This window comes from Paraburkholderia sp. RL17-383-BIF-A (assembly GCF_046028015.1).
Taxonomy (GTDB): domain Bacteria; phylum Pseudomonadota; class Gammaproteobacteria; order Burkholderiales; family Burkholderiaceae; genus Paraburkholderia.
The window spans coordinates 138,063-152,474 of the sequence record NZ_JARESR010000009.1 but is presented as its reverse complement, the minus strand read 5'-3'; the positions used below and the strand labels follow the sequence as shown (position 1 = coordinate 152,474).

Below are 14,412 nucleotides of genomic sequence, written 5' to 3'. Positions count from 1 at the left end.
ACGGTTCCACGAGCGGCCACTCCTCTCATGGAAATCCCGTATGGTGTACACACTGCCGTGAAAGCCGGGAGAAGGGTTGTTTCTCATAAAATCGCGCCATCGATCCAGACCGGCGGCATCCCGCTGCCGCCGACAATAACGGAGACAATCGATGAAACCGACCTTTCGCGCCATAGGGCATATGGTTCTTACTTCCAGCCTACTGTTCTGCGCTGCATCGCAGCGGGTGACGGCTGCGGAGGGCGGCAAGATCACGATCATGGTCGGCGGCATTACGAAACTGATTTATCTGCCGGCACGCTTGACGGAACAGCTTGGCTATTTCAGGGACGAAGGGCTTGACGTCGAACTGTTGTCGCAGCCCGCTGGCGTAGATGCCGAAAACGAGTTGCTGGCCGGCGCCGTGCAGGCGGTCGTGGGCTTCTATGACCACACGATCGATCTGCAGACCAAGGGTAAGGAGGTCAAGGCGATCGTCGTGTTTGGCCAGGTGCCCGGCGAGGTTGAAATGGTCTCGACCAAGGCTGCCCCGAGCTTGAAGAGCATGGCCGACGTCAAAGGCAAGACGCTCGGCGTGACCGGCCTCGGTTCGTCGACGAGCTTCCTGACGCAATATCTTGCCGGCCAGCACGGCATCCAGTCGACGGAATACACGATGCTGCCAGTGGGCGCCGACGCCAGTTTCATTGCGGCGATCAAACAGGGACGGATTGACGCGGGGATGACGACCGAACCGACGGTGTCCGCGTTGCAGAACGCCGGCGATGCCAAAGTGCTGGTAGACATGCGTTCGGTCGACGGCACGCGGGCGGCTCTGGGGGGCGTTTATCCGGCGTCGAGCCTATATGTGCAGGCGGCATGGGCGGATGCGCACAAAGCTGACGCGGCAAAGCTTGCGCATGCGTTCGTTCGCACGATGCAGTTCATCCACACGCATAGCGCGGAAGAGATCGCCGCGAAGATGCCCGCCGACTATCAGAAAGACAAAGCGCTCTACGTGAGCGCGCTGAAAGCGTCATTACCGATGTTCACGGCGGACGGCAAGATGCCGGCCGAAGGTCCGGAGACGGTGCTGAAGGTGCTGTCGTCCTTCAATCCTTCGGTGAAGGGCAAGCATATCGACCTCGCGAAGACCTACACCAACGACTTCGTGAATTCGAAATAGGCCACCGCGCGGACCTCGCGGCGCAGCTTAGCCTGAATTCGTTGCGCTTCCGGTGCCGCTTTAGCAGCCTCGGCCACTTCCATGGATGTTCGTTAATTAATGAACCACGTTGTTTCCGAAGGCACGCCGGCCATTGAGTTCCGCTCCGTGTCGTGCCGTTTTGTCAGCCCGGACGGCAAGGCCACGGTTGCGTTGCGCGATTTCAGCATGTCGGTTGCGAAGGGCGAGGTGCGGGTGATGGGCGCGCCGGTCGACGGCATCGATCCGCGCTTCATCGAAATCTCGCGCGACATCTGGCACGACCTGCGTGAAGAAGTGCAGATCGGTTAATCAGGCAAAGCGGAGAGATTCATGTCTACCCCTCAACAAACAATGCCGCGAGACACAGCGGGTACTTCTTCAGGTATCGATCCCGCCACGCTCGCGCAGGTCGAGCGTGTGGCGCAAAAGCGCATCCGTCAGCGTCAGGCGCTGGTGGTTGGCTTGCGCATCGTGGTGTTAGTCGTGGTGCTCGGCGGTTGGGAATTGTCCGCGCGGCTCAAGTGGATCGATCCGTTTTTCTTCTCGATGCCCTCGGCGATCTTCGCGCAGATCGTCGACTGGTTCGTCAACGGCACCGCGCAGGGACCGCTGCTCACGCAGGTGTGGGTGACGCTCGAAGAGACCGGCATGGGCTTCATCATCGGTTCAGTGGCAGGGGTGTTCTGCGGCATCTTGCTGGGGCGCAACAAGCTGCTTTCAGATGTGTTCAGCCTGTACATCAAGATCGCCAACTCGATTCCGCGCGTGGTGCTCGGTTCGGTGTTCGTAATCGCGCTGGGTCTGGGGATGGCCTCGAAGGTGGCGCTGGCGGTGGTAATGGTGTTCTTCGTGGTGTTCGCCAATGCGTTCCAGGGTGTGCGTGAAGCGGATCGCTACATGATCGCGAACGCGCAGATTCTGGGTGCGTCGCGCCGTCAGGTGACAACCTCGGTGGTGATCCCGTCGGCACTGAGCTGGATTCTGGCGAGCCTGCATGTGAGCTTCGGCTTCGCGCTGGTCGGTGCGGTGGTGGGCGAGTTCCTGGGGTCGAAGCAGGGCATCGGCCTGCTGATCTCGACGGCGCAGGGCGCGTTCAATGCAAGCGGCGTGTTTGCAGCGATGATCGTTCTGGCGGTGGTGGCCCTGGCGGCGGACTATCTGTTGACAACAGTGGAAAGCCGTCTGCTCAAGTGGAGACCGACCGCGCTCTGAGGGTCGACGGAAATAACGAAGACCCGGACCCGCGAGACCATGCCCGCACGGAGTGCAACGCGATAGCCGTTGCACTCCGTCTGCACTTAACGAGCACATATCAGGGACACCGCCATGCCGCTTAGTTTGCGTGCACGCTTGCTTTGGTGGTTACTGCTACCACTCGCTGCGTTTGTGTTTTTCACCGGCCTGAGTGCGTACGATACGGCACGGGAGACGGCCGACCTGGTGCAGGACAATGCGTTGTTGTCGTCGGCGCGAACGATTGTCGAGGATGTCGATTGGGAAAACGGCGCGCTGATCGCGAACATTCCACCAGCCGCGTTGGAGATATTCGAGTCGCCGTACCGGGACCAGGTGTTCTACAAGGTCATCGCTGGCCACGAACGACTGCTCGGCGGCAACCCCGATCTGCCGCTGCCGGGGCGCATATCGAAGCTCCCGGCGTATTACGACACGACGCTTGCCGGCCAGCCGATCCGTGCGATAGCTTATGAGCGGCAACTGTACGACTCCGGCAGGGAGGAAACGGTCACCGTCGTGGTGGCCAAGACGCAGGCATCTCGACAGGCGATGCTTGCACAGTTGTGGCGCCCGCAATTGATTCGTCAGTGGCTAATGCTAGCGCTCGCCGTGGCGCTCGTCCCGCTCGGCCTGACTTTCGAATTGCGCCCGTTGATAAAGCTCAAGGACGATGTTGCCGACCGTGAGCCGATGGAACTCGAGCCGATTCGAGCGGATCGATTGCCTACTGAATTGCGGCCCATCGTGGACGCGATCAATCAATGTATTGCGCGGCTCAAGCTGCACACTGCGACTCAGCGTCAATTCATTACGGACGCAGCGCATCAGTTGCGCACGCCGCTCACGTTGCTCGACACGCAGATTCAGTGCGCGTACCGGCGAGAGCACTGCGATGCGTCGATGGCTGAGGCGTTGGCGGGCATACACCGCAGCAGTCGCAAGATGGCCGAGATGACGAACCAGTTGTTACTGCTTGCCCAGGCAGGCTCGGCGCCGCAACAACGTGCGCAGGTCAGGGTCGACATGGCCGCGGTTGTTTCGTCGGTGCTGGAGGATCTGGTGACGGCCGCGCAGCGGCGCCAGATCGATCTTGGCGCCGAAGTGGCCGACGACGTCCACGTGACGGGCAGTGAGAGTCTTCTGACCGCGCTCGTGACGAATCTGGTCGACAACGCCATCCGCTATACGCAGGACGGCGGGCGTGTAACAGCAATTTGCCGGCAGGAGGGGGGTGACGTCGTGCTGCAGGTGGTCGACAACGGTCCGGGCATTCCCGCGGAGACACGCGCGCATGTGTTCGAGCGCTTCTATCGCGGGCCAACGGATGTCGAGGGGACCGGGCTTGGCTTGTCCATCGTCCGGGAGATTGCACAATCCCATGGTGGAACGGTTAGCCTGGCGCATGGTGCGGGACGTATTGGCCTCGTTGCCACGTTCCGCATGCGGTCGTGGCGCGGTTGAGGAGAGGACGATGAAGCTGCTGCTTGTGGAAGACAATGTTGAACTTGCACACTGGATCGTCGACTTGCTACGCGGCGAGAATTTCGCGGTGGATTGCGTTCCTGACGGAGAAAGTGCGGATTCAGTGCTAACCACGCACCGCTACGACGTCGTCCTGCTGGATATGCGATTGCCGCGCATGAGCGGCAAAGACGTTCTCGCGAGAATTCGTCGTCGCGGCGACAACGTGCCGGTGTTGATGCTGACGGCGCACAGTTCGATCGACGATAAGGTCGACTGCTTGAGCGCAGGCGCGGACGACTATGTTGTCAAGCCATTCGACACGCGCGAGCTGGTGGCGCGTATCAAGGCGCTCATCCGCCGGCAGTCGAGCGGCAAGTCGATTTCGCTCAATTGCGGCGATCTGCACTACATCTCCGACACACGCGAGTTTCGCCACAACGACACGCCGCTGGCATTACGACGCCGCGAACATACGATTCTCGAGACCTTGATGCTGAGACAGGGCAAGACAGTCTCCAAGGCTGCCTTGATGGACAGCGTATTCAGTCTCGACGACGAGCCGAGCGCGGATGCGATCGACATCTACATCCATCGATTACGCAAGCACCTGGCTACTTCGAGCGCGCAGATCATGACGCTGCGCGGGCTCGGCTACATCCTGAAGAGCAGGGAAGCGTCGCAATAGGGAAAAAAGCGACTAAATGACGGATATCGGTGGTTTCACTTAGTTGTACAGCGGATGCGCGAAAGGAGCGTGAAGGATTGAGGTAATTAGGATTGTTCTCAGCCGCGGACCTAAACAGTAACTGGGTTTTCAGAACTCAGGAACCGGTCGCGGAAAAAAATCGGAATTTCATCACACAACTCTGAGGAGACAATCTTGAAGCAGAAATACCTGACCTTGGCTGTTGCAGCGAGTGCGTTCGCAGCGACCGGTGCACACGCTCAGTCGAGCGTCCAGCTGTACGGCCTGATGGACCTGAGCGTGCCTACGTATCAGTCGCACGCCGACGCGAACGGTAATCACGTCATCGGTATGGGGCTGGGAGGTGAACCTTGGTTTAGCGGTAGCCGCTGGGGATTGAAGGGCGCGGAAGACATTGGCGCCGGCTCCAAGATCATTTTCAGATTGGAGAGTGAATACGTGGTTGCCAACGGCCAGATGGAAGACCCGGGTCAGATCTTCGACCGCGACGCGTGGGTTGGAATCGAAAACGACACATTCGGCAAGTTCACCGCAGGCTTCCAGAACACGATTGCGCGCGACGCCTCTGCGATTTACGGCGACCCGTATGGCAACGCGAGGCTGACCACTGAGGAAGGCGGCTGGACCAATGCGAACAACTTCAAGCAGATGATTTTCTACGCAGCCAGCGCGACCGGCACGCGGTACAACAATGGTCTGGCGTGGAAGAAGGTGTTCGACAACGGCATTTTTGCTGCTGCGGGCTATGCATTCGGCAACTCGACGAGCTTCGGTAACAACGCCAACTACCAGGCAGCCCTCGGCTATAACGGCGGCCCGTTCACGATTTCGGGCTTCTATAACCATGTAAATCGCGTCGGCAACACCAACCAGTCGTTCTCGGTCGGTGGCAATTACTCGTTCGGCATCCTGCGCGCCAACGCCGGTTACTTCCGCTATCTGGGTAACCAGGGCTCGCTAGGTCAACGCCAGGACAATGCGTGGACCGTGTCGTTCAAGCTGTCCCCGAAGGGTGCGCTCGACTATGAGCTGGGCTATCAGCAAATGCGCGTGCACAACGCCGCGTACAACGCCGACGGGGATATCCCGAACGCCAACCTTGGTGCCTTTGACCCGACGTCGGGCCTGCACAATGGCTTTAAGGAAACCCTGTACGGCTCGATTTTCTACCACCTGTCGAAGCGCACGGAAGTGTACCTGGCCGGTGACTATATGAAACTGCATGGCGGCTACACGGTGGGATCGACCTTTGGTGCGACCAATCAGATCGAAGTGACGTCGGGCATCCGCACGCGCTTCTGATCGGCGTATCAGATCCGAGTAGCGGATCTTCTGATCGAGGTATGGCGGTTGGCGGCGGCGTAACAATCCGCTTGCCGCCTATTTTGCGGATTGAGCACGCCAGAACGGTTGATCCGCAGTGGACGGTAGTGGAGCCGGCACGTGCCGAACAACTGGACCAGCTGATCTTCCATGCCGCCGCCACGCAACCCGTCGAACGGTCAGCGGTCCAGATAAGAGAACTGCGAAAAGTGCCGCCCAAATTTGCCGACTTCCCCGGGTCCCTCCTTGCTTCATTGCACCCCGGGCGCGGCAGCGGTGGCAATCAGGCGGTGAAGCGGCATCAGCCGACAGCGCCGCATGTCACGTTAGGTGCGGTATACGGGGTCGGATAGTCTGACGAGGGACCGCTTAGCAGGCGCAGAGGCTGCGTCGCCAGCACGTCGGCTTCCGTTTGCTCCCGGATACTTAGGGCCATGTTGGCGCCTTGCAGCACGCTCGCGGGCTCGTTGACCGCGCAGCGTAGTGTCTTGCCGTTGGAAAGCTGCACAGTCGTCGAATACGCATAATCGGGCTGTGCGGCCCAGCCGTCGGCGTTGCAGAATGCCGCGACGGCAATCAGCGCCAAGGTCAAATATCGATTCTTCATATCGGACTCCTTGTCCTGGGGATAGTCCTTAGACCGCCGAAAATACGATGCGATCTTGTGGTTTTGGAAAAACTGCGCTGCGGAAAACGTGCTGAGTTCACGCTATCCCGCAGTATCGCCATCGCCAGGGTTGCCCGGAACAGTCGGTGCACCAATGCTTTACCGTGTTCCTCAGCAAATTGCGAGCGGCTTACAAGCCGGCGTATATGCACGGCTGACGTCCGCGCGCGCTGCCCATCAATGCCGACGCACGCGTGCGTATCGCGACGCTGCACGAAGGCATGACAATAAAGCACGAGTTGCCGATGCCCGCCTCAGCGTATCTTGTTGCGGATCACGGGCGGCTCGATGTGGGATCTATCCAGCTCGTTCCGCGCGACGGTGAAGCCGTCCGGGACGAGGCGAAGCTAGATTTGATAGCGCATGACGATACGGATGTGATGATCGTCGAACTTTTGGGCTAAGGCGAATGAGCTCTCTTGTTGTGTGCGACTGGTCGTCGGCCATAAAGCGACACCCACCTCTCGGCCATGAATGACCGCTGACGCCACGGAACCGCCCCCCGACTTCGGTGCGATCCCTTGGGCTGAATTTACCGAGTGTTGCTCTCGATGGGCGCTTTCGCCCGCATCATGCAAAATAGCCGCACTAAAATTCGGAGGATGGTTCGTGGGCGTTAACTTCGACCTGAACGATTTGCAGGCGTTTCGAGCTGTCGTGGAGTTGGGTAGCTTCCGCAAAGCCGCGGAGGCGGTCAACATTTCGCAGCCGGCATTGAGTCGCCGCATCGAGAAGCTCGAGGCGGCGCTCGGCGTGCGCCTGTTCGAGCGAACAACGCGAAGCGTTACGCTCACGACCGTAGGGCGCGTTTTCGCCCCGAGCGCGGAACAACTGCTCGACGATCTCGATGTCGCCTTGCTCGGTATCCGCGACGTCTCCACGAGCCGCCTGGGTCATGTGACCATCGCATGTGTGCCGTCCGTTGCCTATTATTTCCTGCCGAGCGTCATTGCCGCCTTTCACAGCCGCTATCCGCGAATCCGGGTCAAGCTCCTCGACTCGAGCGCCAACGAAGTGCTTGGCGCGGTGATCAGCGGCGAAGCCGATTTCGGCGTCAGCTTCATGGGCAGCCAGGAGACCGAGGTCGAGTTCAAGATCTTGCTGCAGGAACGGTTCGTCGCCGCGTGCCGCCGCGATCATCCCCTTGCTCGAAAAAAGCAGGTGACCTGGAGCGAGCTTTATGAACACGAATACGTTTCCGTCGACAAGACTTCTGGCAACCGCCTGCTGCTCGATCAGGCGCTGACCGCCGTGGCGCCGAGAATGCCTAGTGTCTGCGAGACCCGTCATGTCACCACCATGCTTGGCCTGATCGAAGCAGGACTCGGTGTGGCCGCCGTGCCTTCAATGGCCATGCCCATGCGCGACCATCCGATTCTGACAAGCGTGCCGCTCGTCGATCCGGTCGTGACGAGACGCGTCGGCATAGTCAGGCGCCGCGGACGTCCGCTCGCGCCGGCCGCACAACAGTTCTATCAGACGATCCTCGACACGAAGCGCAGCGGCACGGTCGGCGCCGCGGGAAAGAAGGCGCCGAAATGACGTTGGCGAGGCCGTTCAGGCTGCTCTACGTTCAGGTCCTGCTTGGAATGGGGCTCGGCATGACCGTTGGCTACTTGTGGCCGCAGGCCAGCGCGTCGCTCAAACCACTCAGCGATGCTTTCGTCGCCCTCGTGCGCATGATGATCGCCCCGATCGTCTTTTGCACGATCGTCACCGGCATCACGTCGCTTGCGAGCGGCTCGAAGATCGGGCGGACGATTCTGAAGGCGCTGGCGTTGTTCTACTTTCTCACCATTGTTGCGCTCGTTCTGGGGCTGGCGACCGCGTTTGCGCTGCACCCGGGCGCGGGCCTGCACATCGACGCGCATCATCTGGATGCGGCGGTCCTCGCGCAGTATTCGACGCGCTCGCAGTCGCACGGATTCGTCGAATTCGCGCTGCATGTGATCCCTGAGACGCTCGTCGGCGCTTTCGAGAAAGGCGAGGTGCTGCCGGTGCTGCTGCTTGCCCTTCTGTTCGGCTTCGCATTGAATGCCAACCAAAGCGCCGGGCGGCGGGTACAGGAATTCATCGACGGCATCGCTCACGTGTTGTTTCGCATCCTTGCGATGATCATGCGTCTTGCGCCCGTCGGCGCATTCGGCGCGATGGCATTCACGGTGGGCCGCTTCGGCATTCGTTCGATTGGCTCGCTCGGCATGCTGATGGTGGCGTTCTACGCGGCGTGCCTGCTGTTCATCGTTTGCGTGCTCGGTCCACTCGCACGGCTGCATGGCTTCTCGCTCTGGCGACTGCTGCGCTACATTCGCGAGGAACTCGTCATCGTACTCGCGACGTCGTCGACCGAACCGGTGCTGCCGCGCCTCATCATCAAGCTCGAAGCGCTTGGCTGCGACAAGGGCATCGTGGGACTCGTGCTGCCTGCCGGCTATTCGTTCAATCTCGACGGCACGGCGATCTACCTGACGCTCGCCTCCATGTTCATCGCTCAAGCGTGCGATGTTCACCTTTCGGGCGGCCAGATCGCGACCATGCTCGCGGTCATGCTGCTCACGTCGAAGGGCGCGGCGGGCGTAACGGGCAGCGGACTGGTTGCGCTCGTCGCGACGCTGGCCGTCATTCCCGACTTGCCGCCTGCAGGTGTCGCGCTGCTGGTCGGCATCGATCGCTTCATGTCCGAAGCGCGCGCCCTGACGAGTGTGATCAGCAATGCCTGCGCGGTGATCTTCGTATCGATGTGGGAGCGTTCCTGCGACCGGGTGCGCCTGAAGAACGCATTGAGCCTCGCGCATGAGCGTGAGGATGCATTCGATCAGCCCGCCGACCTGACGGGCTGAATCGTAGCCTTCGTCTCAATGCGTGGCGACGGAATCGAGCCCGGTCGATGTCACCTCCGGCTGCACGGCGGGCGACGCGAGATAGTCGAGCAGCGCTTTGGCTTCCTTGGGGTGTTGTGCGCCGACGGGAATGCCGGCCGCAAAGCGCGTGACGGACTGCATCGACTCCGGAATCTTGCCGACATACGCCGCGCCCTTCACTGGAAGCAGCTCACTCACCTGCTGAAATCCCACTTCGTAGTCGCCCGTCGCAACAACGGACGCCACCGGAATTTTGGGGATCATCTTCGCCTTGGTCTTGACCTGCTCCTCGATGCCGAGCCGCTTGAACAACTCGCGCTCGATATAGACGCCGCTCGCGCTATCCGAGTAAGCGATCGACCGGGCATGCAGCAAGGTTGCCTTGAGCGCCGCCTCGGACCCGATGTCGGGCTTCGGCGCGCCGTCGCGCACCACCATGCCGATCCGCGAATCCGCAAGCTCGACGCGCGAACCGGGGATCACCTTGCCCTGCTTGATCAGATCATCGAGTGCATAGCCGACCATGATCACCACGTCGGCAGGTTCGCCGCGCTGAAGCCGGTTCGGAATGGCCTCCGGCGACTTGCCCATCGACGGGCCGAGCGCGGTATCGAGCGTATTGCCGGTGGACGCCGCGAACTTCGGGCCGAGCAGCTTGTAGGCGGCGGTAAAGCCGCCCGAACTCATCACATGCAGATCTGCGGCCTGCACATTCGCCGCAGCGGCGCAGGTGCCGAGCAGCGCCGCGGTGCAGAGTTTCAGAAGAAAGGATTTCATGGGGCGATAGAATGTCAGTCTAATGTTCGAGGAAGCGTGCGATGCTTCAGGGAGCCGCGTGCAGCGGAACGCGACGGCGCCGGTACAGTGCGAGTGTTGCACCGAGTCCGCACACCGCGGCGAAGCTCATCCAGTAGCCTGGCGCGGCTTTATCACCCGTCATATGAATGAGCGCGGTCGAGATGACGGGCGTAAAACCTCCGAAGACCGCTGTCGCGAGGCTGTAGGCGAGTGAGAATCCGGCGACGCGTACCTCCACTGGCATCACCTCGGTGAGCGCGACGACCATCGCGCCGTTGTACATGCCGTACATGAACGAGAGCCAGAGCAGCACAAGCAGCATGTTGACGAAGCTCGGTGCGTGGGCCAGCAGCGACAGCGCCGGGTAGGCGGTCGCAATTGCCAGGATCGTCATCGCGAGAAGAAGCGGACGGCGTCCGATCCTATCCGACAGCGCACCACCAATCGGCAGCCAGATGAAATTGGAGACACCCACGCACAGCGTGACGAGCAGGCTGTCGGCAGTGCTCAGATGCAGGACCGTCTTGCCGAAGGTCGGCGCATATACCGTGATCAGATAAAAAGTCGTGGTGGTCATCGCCACCAGCAGCACGCCGGCGATCACGACACTCCAGTTCTGCACGAGCGTAGCAAAGACCTCTTTCATGCTCGGGCGATGCTGGCGCTGCTTGAACTCCTCTGTTTCCTCGAGATTGCGCCGCAGGATGAAGATGAAAGGCACGATCATGCAACCTACGAAGAACGGCACGCGCCATCCCCACGCGGCGATCGCCGCCGTGTCGAGCCACTGATTGAGCGCGAAGCCGAGCGCGGCGGCGATGACGATAGCCACTTGCTGGCTCGCCGACTGCCAACTCGTGAAGAAGCCCTTGCGGCCCGGCGTCGCCATTTCGGCGAGATACACCGAAACCCCGCCGAGTTCAGCTCCCGCCGAGAAGCCCTGCAGCAGACGACCGATGAGAACCAGCGCCGGGGCGAAGAGTCCGATCGTCGCATAGCCGGGCACGAACGCGATCAGGATGGTGCCACTCGCCATGATCGACAGCGTGACGATCAGGCCCTTGCGGCGGCCGGCATCGTCGATGTACGCGCCGAGGATGATCGCACCGAGCGGCCGCATCAGGAAACCCGCGCCGAAGACGGCGAAGGTCATCATCAGCGATGCGAACTCGCTCGCTGCCGGGAAAAAAACAGCGGCGATCTGCGTTGCATAGAAGCCAAACAGGAAGAAGTCGAACTGCTCCAGGAAGTTGCCTGCCGTTACGCGTAATACGGCGGTTGTCTTGGACTGCCCAGGGGGCAGGGTGCTTGAGGAGGGATGCATCGAGGTGTCTCCTGACAATTTTGAACTTTGTGATGTTCGGGCGGATCATTGTTTGTCGAATACTCGCCCGAACGGCACGAAACGATAAGTGCAATTTTCGGAACGATTGATGTCCTCTGGTTATCAGCCGGCGAATCGCTCAGGCCACAAACCGGCACTGGGAGGCGGGCGTGCGGGTATCCATGTTGCGTCCCCGGTTCAGGTGATCGTCGATTTCCGCCGCGCATCCGAGCATGCGGGGATAGAGGAAGATCGTGAACGCGGCGGTTTCCAGATCGGTCTCGGTCAATTCACCACGTCGCAGCGGCTGCCACAGCATCTTCAGCAGCAGCGCTGCAATCACCGCATCGACGTTGACGCAATATACGTTGCGGGACACGCCGGCATCGAACAACGCCTGCACAAGTTCGCGATAGAACGTATGGAACACGTTGTATTCGCCGCGCTTCTCGCACAGGTCCGCGATGAACACTTCGCGAGGATCGTGGTTGACCGGCCTGTCCTTGAAGACCGGGTGGTTCACGCCCGGCAGCTTCGCGATGTCGAGGCTGCCGGCATGCTTCTGCCGGGCCTTGTATTGCGCATACCGCTCGACCGAGCGCTCGGCCAGCGAGCGCAGGTCAACCCCATGCACAGGGTCGGACGGATCGGCGAGGCCGCTGTCCCGGAACGCTTCGATCAGGAACGCGATGCCCTCATAGCCGTTGCCGCCATGCGTATAGCCGGTATGCGTGAGAAAGCCGACCAGCGCCTTGTTGAGTTGCACGCGCTCTGGACTTTCCGGACCGTCGGCCGATACCGCGCCTTTCGCGCCCTGCGCCGAGATGGCTCCTGGACCGTTGGTGAGCAGCAGACCGACCAGCGTCTTGAAGGCGAAAAGATCGTCGGGCCCGGGCTCGAGGTTGAGCAGCGCGGCAAAGCAGATTTCGGTGAGGCTGCGTTCGTTCAGCAAAGCTTGCGTGGTAAAGCCGCAGAAGCCGTCTGGACGGTGCCGCGAGGCATCCGCCGATGCGCCGATCAGTGTGCCGAACAGCATGGTCCACCAGGGCAGGCTCTCGGCCGTAACGCGCGAGATGCGCTTGCGCATCAGCGGTCCCCACGCGAGCGTCGTGGTGATCGCGGCCAGCACCGCGTCGGCCGTCGGGTGATCAGGCTGAGACGCGAGCCAGCGGACGAGGACCGACTGGGCCCCACGCTCGGCGAGTCCCGCGAGCATCGCCTCGGCGCGCGGATCGCTTGAGTCTGCGAAAAACGGCTCGCTGCCGCCCGCGTCGATCCTGGCGATGTCGAAGTTCTCATCGAGCGCGCTCGTCAGGCCGGCTGCCGAGAAGCGATCGATCATCCATTTCACGGCATCCCGAGCCGCTCGCTGGCGATTCGGGCCGATGATCGACGCCGCGGCGGCCAGGATCGCGTTGGGCGCGTTTCCGGCCTCGCGAGCGGCGTGCGCCGCCGCGAGTTCCGGCGTTCCGTGCAGATTGACGAACGAGGCGATCGCGACATCAATGAGCTTCTCGTCGTTCTCGCCGCCGAACTCGTGAAGCAGAGCAAGGCTGACGTTCGCTTCGAGCGAACGCGTCGCTGCGTCGAGCATCGAGGCGCCATGCAGGCTGCTGACTTGCGTTTTCGCATCCATCTGCGAAGCGCCCGATGCGTCCTTGAGCGCCTGACGCGGCGCAATCGACCCGACTTGCCGATTGACCTGCAAGACCTGCTCGTCATAGGGGGCGACCGCACCGACCACAGGAATCGCCAGGCCGGACGGAAGCCGGATACCTTGGTCGGAGCCGAACCACGGCTTGAGCGCGAGACTGCCTTCGGGCGCGAAGTCGGGCATCGTCGCGTTGGCGCGCATCACGGCGGTCAGCGCCGCCGGGATATGCGCGATGTTCGTGACGACCGCGCCTTTGGCCGAGCAGCATGGATCCTCGGGTGTGAAGAGCCGGTCCACGCCGAACTGGTCCATGAACCAGCGTTCCTTGGCTTGCGCGTCGTCGGAGCCGCCGGCCATCGCGCCCGCATGGCCGACCGCTCGCGTCAGGCGGCTCTTCCATCGGCCCACCACGCAGGCGACCACCGGCTTCGTGAAGGCCGCATCGGCTTCGTAGTAGCCACCAGGTTCGCAATAGAGCACAGCAGCCTTGCTGCGCGCATCATTGGCGAGCGCAAACGCAAATTCCGGTGCGGCGTAGTGGATGTACACGTCCTTGCCGCTTGAGATGACCGTCGACGTGCCCCAGCCGCTCATGCGCAGGTACTGCGCGATTGTCGTGCTGAAGCCGCCGGAGTTCGAGAAGATGGCGATCGATCCCTTGCGCAATGAATCGTCTGGACTATCACCGCCGAGTGCTCCGCCGATTCTCACGCGGTTCCACGAGTCGGCGACGCCGAGCCCGTTCGCACCGAAGATGTCGATGCCCGCTTGCTGCCCCATCGCGCGAATTTCGCGAGCGTCGTGCACGGCGATCTTCTCGGTGATGATGAATATCTTCGTCAGATCGGGATTGACGCGGATCAGTTCGGCGACGCCGTCGCGAGCCGCCGATGGCGGTAGATAAACTACGCCGCAGTTGAAGCGGTGTCCCGCTTCCAGCCCCTCGCGGACGTTGTTGTACACCGCGATATGGCCGATAGATGTGGCGAGCACCTGGCCGCCCTTGCCCGGCGCCGTGCCGAAGACAATATTGCCGCCCGAGAACGCGTGACTGACGGGCGTCACGTCTGAGGACTCACCGCCCAGGATGTTAAGTACGCACACTCGATCGTCGCGCGTGGCTATCTGCGCGAGCGAGTTGACGCCCACGAAATACTTGAACGGGTTGCTGGTTTGCTTGTACATGTCGCTCT

General features: G+C 61.4%; 12 protein-coding genes and 1 pseudogene. 9 read left to right on the top strand and 4 right to left on the bottom strand.

Going from position 1 to position 14,412, the window contains the following annotated elements; all coding sequences use genetic code 11:
• Positions 1–151: 151 nt before the first annotated feature.
• The 6 genes and pseudogenes from P0D71_RS13410 to P0D71_RS13385 all read left to right on the top strand — a co-directional run bounded on the left by P0D71_RS13410 (position 152) and on the right by P0D71_RS13385 (position 5,894).
• A complete protein-coding gene (locus tag P0D71_RS13410; protein WP_408184722.1) occupies positions 152–1,165 on the top strand; it encodes an ABC transporter substrate-binding protein in 1,014 nt (337 codons plus the stop codon).
• A gap of 99 nt (positions 1,166–1,264) precedes the next feature.
• A pseudogene (locus tag P0D71_RS13405) lies at positions 1,265–1,435 on the top strand (ABC transporter ATP-binding protein); the annotation flags it as partial.
• A gap of 81 nt (positions 1,436–1,516) precedes the next feature.
• Positions 1,517–2,398 (top strand): ABC transporter permease, encoded by an 882-nt coding sequence (locus P0D71_RS13400; RefSeq protein WP_408184721.1) that lies wholly within the window; start codon positions 1,517–1,519, stop codon positions 2,396–2,398.
• A 114-nt stretch (positions 2,399–2,512) separates the two neighbouring features.
• Positions 2,513–3,883 carry a sensor histidine kinase gene (locus P0D71_RS13395; protein WP_408302972.1) on the top strand — a complete coding sequence of 457 codons (1,371 nt, stop codon included), beginning with the start codon at positions 2,513–2,515 and terminating at the stop codon, positions 3,881–3,883.
• 10 nt (positions 3,884–3,893) lie between these two features.
• A complete protein-coding gene (locus P0D71_RS13390) occupies positions 3,894–4,571 on the top strand; it encodes a response regulator (protein ID WP_408184719.1) in 678 nt (225 codons plus the stop codon).
• Between the two features lie 195 nt (positions 4,572–4,766).
• Positions 4,767–5,894, top strand: a complete 1,128-nt coding sequence (locus tag P0D71_RS13385) for a porin (protein WP_408184718.1) — start codon at positions 4,767–4,769, stop codon at positions 5,892–5,894.
• Between the two features lie 322 nt (positions 5,895–6,216).
• Here the strand turns inward: P0D71_RS13385 and P0D71_RS13380 are convergent, their stop codons facing one another.
• Positions 6,217–6,522, bottom strand: coding sequence for a hypothetical protein (locus tag P0D71_RS13380; RefSeq protein ID WP_408184717.1), 306 nt, complete (start codon positions 6,520–6,522; stop codon positions 6,217–6,219).
• 230 nt (positions 6,523–6,752) lie between these two features.
• On the opposite strand from P0D71_RS13380, the gene P0D71_RS13375 reads away from it, so the two are divergent.
• The 3 genes from P0D71_RS13375 (at position 6,753) to dctA (ending at position 9,422) form a co-directional block, all read left to right on the top strand.
• On the top strand, positions 6,753–6,986 hold the full coding sequence (locus tag P0D71_RS13375; RefSeq protein WP_408480512.1) for a pirin family protein: 234 nt from the start codon (positions 6,753–6,755) through the stop codon (positions 6,984–6,986).
• A 205-nt stretch (positions 6,987–7,191) separates the two neighbouring features.
• On the top strand, positions 7,192–8,124 hold the full coding sequence (locus P0D71_RS13370) for a LysR family transcriptional regulator (protein ID WP_091804016.1): 933 nt from the start codon (positions 7,192–7,194) through the stop codon (positions 8,122–8,124).
• Positions 8,121–9,422: a C4-dicarboxylate transporter DctA gene (gene dctA / locus P0D71_RS13365; RefSeq protein WP_091804014.1), complete on the top strand. Its 1,302-nt coding sequence runs from the start codon at positions 8,121–8,123 to the stop codon at positions 9,420–9,422. Before P0D71_RS13370 ends, dctA begins: the two co-directional genes overlap by 4 nt.
• Before the next feature lie 15 nt (positions 9,423–9,437).
• Here the strand turns inward: dctA and P0D71_RS13360 are convergent, their stop codons facing one another.
• The 3 genes from P0D71_RS13360 to P0D71_RS13350 all read right to left on the bottom strand — a co-directional run bounded on the left by P0D71_RS13360 (position 9,438) and on the right by P0D71_RS13350 (position 14,404).
• Entirely contained in the window at positions 9,438–10,220 is a 783-nt protein-coding gene (locus P0D71_RS13360) for a substrate-binding domain-containing protein (protein ID WP_091804011.1), read from the bottom strand.
• 46 nt (positions 10,221–10,266) lie between these two features.
• Complete coding sequence (locus P0D71_RS13355; protein ID WP_091804008.1) at positions 10,267–11,565, bottom strand: MFS transporter; 1,299 nt, start codon at positions 11,563–11,565, stop codon at positions 10,267–10,269.
• A 139-nt stretch (positions 11,566–11,704) separates the two neighbouring features.
• Entirely contained in the window at positions 11,705–14,404 is a 2,700-nt protein-coding gene (locus tag P0D71_RS13350) for a CoA-binding protein (protein ID WP_408480409.1), read from the bottom strand.
• Positions 14,405–14,412: the final 8 nt, after the last annotated feature.